The 5,138-nt window shown below is 71.8% G+C and carries 2 protein-coding genes; both read right to left on the bottom strand.

All coding sequences use genetic code 11. The features are described from left to right. Positions 1–35: 35 nt before the first annotated feature. The gene (locus tag ACFW9D_RS37800) at positions 36–2,081 is read right to left on the bottom strand and encodes a flotillin family protein (protein ID WP_384629961.1); all 2,046 of its coding nucleotides are present in this window, start codon (positions 2,079–2,081) and stop codon (positions 36–38) included. 842 nt (positions 2,082–2,923) lie between these two features. Further along, positions 2,924–4,894: a serine/threonine protein kinase gene (locus ACFW9D_RS37795; RefSeq protein WP_384629959.1), complete on the bottom strand. Its 1,971-nt coding sequence runs from the start codon at positions 4,892–4,894 to the stop codon at positions 2,924–2,926. Positions 4,895–5,138: the final 244 nt, after the last annotated feature.

Here is a 5,138-nt window from a genome sequence, read left to right as displayed (position 1 = left end):
CACCCCCGTGGGGCGTCCCCGGCCGGGGTCTCGGGTCAGGTGCGCGCGGTGCCGTTCAGCTCGGCTATCGGCAGATCGGCCAGCCCCAACTGGCCTGCCTTGTCGAGCAGTTCGCGCACCTGACCGGCCTGTTCGCCGCCGCTCTTCATGAGCTTCATGAGCAGCGCGGAGACGGTGAGGTTCTGTACGTCGGCCGTGGAGACCGACCCGAGGATCCTGGAGAGGTCAGCGGTGAAGTCCGCCGATCCGTCCAGCCACGGACCGGCGAGCACCTGGGCCGTCTCGGAGTTCTTGACGAAGGAGTCGACGCCCTTGCCGAGCGCGATCGAGTTGACGATCTTGTCGAAGAAGACGGACTCGCCGCCGACGATGTTGATGTCGGCGCCCTCCAGGCCGGTGGCGAGGACCGCGGCCTGCGCCTCGGCGACGTGCCGCTGCGCGTCGAGTCCGGCGAGCCGGATCTCCTTCTCCGCCTGGATCCGCAGGCGGTACTCCTCGTGCCCGCGCGAGGCCTCGTCGAGCGCGGCCATCGCGACGGCCTTCTGGTTGATGCCCTCGGCCTCTGCCTTCAGCTTCTCGGCGATCCCGGTGGCCTCCGCGAGGGCCTTGGCGCGGGCGCCTTCCGCCTCGGCGCGCATCCGCGCCTCGGTGGCCTCGGCCTCGGCACGACCCGCCTTCTCGATGACCTCGGCTTCCTTGTCGCGCACCTGCACCTCGGCGAGCCCGCCGGCCGCCGCCTCCGCCTGCAGACCCGCGGCGAGCTTCAGCTTGGCCTGCGACTGAAGCTCGGCTGACTTCAACTCGGCCTCGGCCAGCGTCAGTTGCTCGGCGGCGCGGTGCGTGGCGGCCTGCTCGGCGGCCTCCGCGGCCTTGATGTCCTTGACGAGCTTCTCCTGCGCCTCGGCCTCCGCCGCGATGATGACGGCCTGCCGTCCTCGCTCGGCCTCCTCGACCGCGCGCAGCTTCTTGATGGACTCCTCCTGCTCGGCGACCGTGCGGTCGACGGCGACGCGCTCGCGGACGACCTCGGCGATCTCCCGCTTCTCCGCCTCGACCTCCTTGTCGGCGGCGATCTTCGACAGCTGCGTCTCGCGCTCGCGGGCGATGACCTCCAGGAGCCGGTCCTTCTCGATGCGCTCGTTCTCGACGGCGATGACGCGCTCGCGGTTCTTCTGCGCGACGGCGACCTCGCGGGCCTGGTTCTCGCGCTGCACCCCGAGCTTCTCTTCGGTGACGAGGAACGCGCCCTGCGCCCGCAGCCGTTCCTCCTCCACGACCCGCGCCGTCTCGGCCTCCTCACGGGCCCGCACGGTGTCGATCTCACGCTTCTGCTTGATCTCGGCGTCGGCCTGCCGGCGCTCCAGTTCCAGGATGGTCTCGCGGGCGTCGACGTTCTGCCGCGTGATCTCCTTCTCCTCCGTGCGCTGGAACTCGTTGGTGCGCACGTGCTCGACGGTCGTCAGCTCGGTGATCTTCCGGATGCCCTGCGCGTCGAGGACGTTGTCCGGGTCGAGCTGGCTGAGCGGCGTCTGCTCCAGGTAGTCGATCGCCGCGTCCTCGAGGTGGTAGCCGTTCAGGTCGACCCCGATGACCTCGATGATCCGGAACCGCAGCTCCTCGCGCTTGGTGTAGAGGTCGGTGAAGTCGAGCTGCTTGCCGACCGTCTTGAGCGCCTCGGAGAACTTCGCGTGGAACAGCTCCTGGAGCGTCTTCTGGTCGCTGGCCCGCGCGGTGCCGACGCTCTGCGCGACGCGGATGACGTCGTCGACGCTCTTGTTCACCTTCACGAAGAACGAGATCCGGATGTCGGCCCGGATGTTGTCCTTGCAGATGAGGCCGTCGCGGCCGGTGCGGGTGATGTCGATGGTCTTCACCGAGATGTCCATGACCTCGGCCTTGTGCAGCACCGGCAGCACGATCTGCCCGGTGAAGGTCACGTCGACCTTGCGCATCTTCGAGACGATGAGCGCCTTGCCCTGCTCGACCTTGCGGAACAGACGCGTGAAGACGAGCAGCAGCGCGGCGACGACGAGCAGGGCGGCGATGACGGACACGCCGATGCCCACGGTGGTGGCATCCATGAAGAAGTCCTTCGGATCCAGGGGTGGTTGACCCCTCGGTGACGGTGAAGACGCGGTGCGGCCGCCACGGGGACGACCGGCACAGGGATGACGTCAGTCACGGACGCGGTGCGCACCGGTTCGGTTGCGGACCGTGTCGGCCTGTCGGCGTGCCGTGACGTCGCGGCTCTCCGCGCGTGGATGGGTGGTGCGGCGCCGGGTCTCAGGCGCCGGCGCCGGGCGACTCCGCGCGACGGGGGCCGGGTTCGTCCGGCGCGGGTTCGTCGAGTGCCCGTTCGTCCGGCGCGGGTTCGTCGGGTGCGGGGTGAGCCGGCTTGGCCTCGTCGAATGCCGGGTGAGCCGGCCCGGGTTCGTCCGGCGCGAGATGAGCCGAAGCGGATTCGCTCCTCCCAGGCTCGGCGGGCCCGAACGCGTCAGGCGCGAGGGACGGAGCCGTGCGGACGACCGGACGGGCGCTGCCCGTTCCCCCGTGAGCGACCGCGATCCCCCGTGTCGCGTGCGCCTCGTCCATGCCCCGCCCCCTCGTGCCATGACTCCCCCGACGGCACTCCGCTGCCGGGCCCCGTTTCCGGAACCCGGCATCGGAGTCGGCCCCCCGTTCCTGCCACGACCATCCTGCCCCGCGGCCGAGCGCCCGCACATTGCCGCAATCCGGCAATCTTTACGCGTTCTTGATGCCGAGGAGTGACGGGTGAGCGGTGCTCCCCTGCCAGCGTGGCTGCAACGGCCCACGGGCTCCGGGGCCTTGGCGCTCGGCGGACGAGCAGCATCGACACACCGTGGAGGCGAGGCGCCGGCTCCCTGAGGCTCGGGAACCCCGCGGCGCCCCGCCGTACGGCGGCTCAGTCCTCCTGGACCGGCTCCTCGGCGTTGCGCCACGTCGTGACGTCGAGCGTGATGTACGTACTCGGGTCGTTGGTCCCCGACTTGCCGCGGAAGGTGATGAGACCGATGTGGCCGGCGTTGCTGCGGACGCAGATCTGCGAACCGGCGCCCAGCTGGTCCATCGTGATGTCTTCCGTGAAGCGGGTCTCGTTGCGGCAGGTCTCCAGCGAGCCCTTCTGCGCGTTGTTGAGCAGGACCAGCTTCCCGTTGTCGGTGCCGACCTTCGCGTCGCTGAAGCCCATCGAGTCCGTGTAGAAGAAGAAGTCACCGCCGGAGTACGAGGCTCCCGTGCCGCCGCCGTCGAGGGGCTTGACCGGGTTGTCGCCGAGCTGGAGGTAGTAGTTCTCCGTCAGGTTGATGTTCTTGTACGTGGCCGGCTTGGGGTCGGGTCGCTTCCCGTTGTCCTTGCCCTTCGCGGACCCGCCCGATCCGCCGGAGCTGCTCGAACCGCCCGAGGACGACGACTGGTCGCCCTTGGTGTCGTCGACCAGGGCGCCGATGAGGCCGAGCGCGACGAAGACCGCGACGACCGAACCGGCGATGATGAGCCCGGTCTTCTTCTTCGGGGGCGGCGGAGCGGCGGCCCACGGGCGGCCGACGCCCGGGTGCGGCGCGCCCATCGGCGCGTGCCCGCCGGTCGGCGGCATCGGACCCCGGTAGCCGGGGCCGGGCGGAGGCGTCTGGTAGCCGGGCTGCGCGACGGGCGGGGGCGTCTGGTACCCGGGCTGCGCGACGGGCGGGGGCGTCTGGTACCCGGGCTGCGCGACGGGCGGCGGGGTCTGGGCGAACGCGGTGGGTGCGTACGGCGAGGGCCCGGTCGGCGGCGGGACGGCGGCCGTCGGCGGATGCGGCGTCGAACCGGCCACGGGCGGCGGCGTGGCGGCGGCCTGGGTGGGCGCGTGCGAGGCGTGCCCGGCGACCGGCGGCGGCGTGGCGGAGGCCTGGGTCGGCGGGTACGGCGGCTGCCCGGCGACGGGCGCCGGCGTGGCCGCCCCCGACGTGGGCGGCGGCGTCTGCGCCGGGGCCGGCATCTGCGAGCGGTCGACGAGCGCGGTCGCGAAGGACTGGGGCAGCCAGTCCTCGCCCTGGCGCAGCGGTGTCGGCGACACCTCGTGGCACAGTGCGATGACCTCGTCGAGGGAGGGCCGGTCGGCGGGGTCACGGCTCAGGCAGCGGGTGACCAGGGGCCGCAGCGCGTCGGGGAGCCGGCTGAGGTCGGGGTCCTCGTGCACGATCCGGTAGAGCACCGCGTGCGAGGCGCCCTCCCCGTAGGCGGGGGCGCCGATGGCGGCGAACGCGGCGATCTGGCCGAGCGCGAACACGTCCGTCGCGGGGCTCACGGTGCCGGACATCGCCTGCTCGGGGGCCATGAACGCCGGGGTGCCGACGGTGACGCCGCTGCTGGTGAGCGACGTGGCGTCGGCGGCGCGGGCGATGCCGAAGTCGATGACGCGCGGGCCGTCGGAGGCCAGCAGGACGTTGCCGGGCTTGAGGTCACGGTGGACGATGCCCGCACCGTGGATGACCTGCAGCGCCTCGGCGACGCCGACGGTGAGCAGCAGGGTGCTGCGCACGGGCAGGGCGCCGTGCTGCGCGACCGCTCCGGCGAGGGAGGGGCCGGGCACGTAGGCGGTGGCGAGCCAGGGCGGGTTGCCCTTGGTGTCGCAGTCGATGACCGGCGCCGTGTAGAGGCCCTGGACGCGCTGAGCGGAGTGCACCTCCTGCTCGAAGCGCCGCCGGAAGTCCGCGTCCTCGCTGAACTCGGGCCGGATGACCTTGACGGCGAGGGGGCGGCCGCCCGGCGTGTACGAGAGGTACACCTTGCCCATGCCACCGGCGCCGAGGACGGCCACCACGCGGTAGCCGCCGACCACGGCAGGATCGTCGGCCTGAAGTGGCTGGAACGGACTCTGCGACGGTGTCGTCATCGCGACACATCCCCCTTTTGCTGCGGCCGGCACCGGCTTCCCGGCGTCCGAAAGACCTGGGGAGCGTACCGAATGGAACGGCCGGTTCGAGTCACTGCGGGGGTTTGTCCCGGCGTGGCACTCCGGCTCCCGGGACAACGAAAAGTGGGCGGGGGGTGGTAAGAAGAGCCGGCCAACCGGGTGGGGGGGGGGGGGCGGTTTACCCCCCCGCCCGGAAAGGGCCGGATCGCGGCAACCGCGCGCG

The organism is Streptomyces sp. NPDC059524 (assembly GCF_042749255.1).
Lineage (GTDB): Bacteria > Actinomycetota > Actinomycetes > Streptomycetales > Streptomycetaceae > Streptomyces > Streptomyces xanthii.
The sequence above is the reverse complement of the archived record's forward strand: the minus strand, read 5'-3'. Positions and strand labels throughout refer to the sequence as shown.

Bases quoted from the DNA above. Each gene is read 5' to 3' on its own strand.
- ACFW9D_RS37795 (WP_384629959.1), bottom strand. From the start codon at position 4,894: ATGACGACACCGTCGCAGAGTCCGTTCCAGCCACTTCAGGCCGACGAT.
- ACFW9D_RS37800 (WP_384629961.1), bottom strand. From the start codon at position 2,081: ATGGATGCCACCACCGTGGGCATCGGCGTGTCCGTCATCGCCGCCCTG.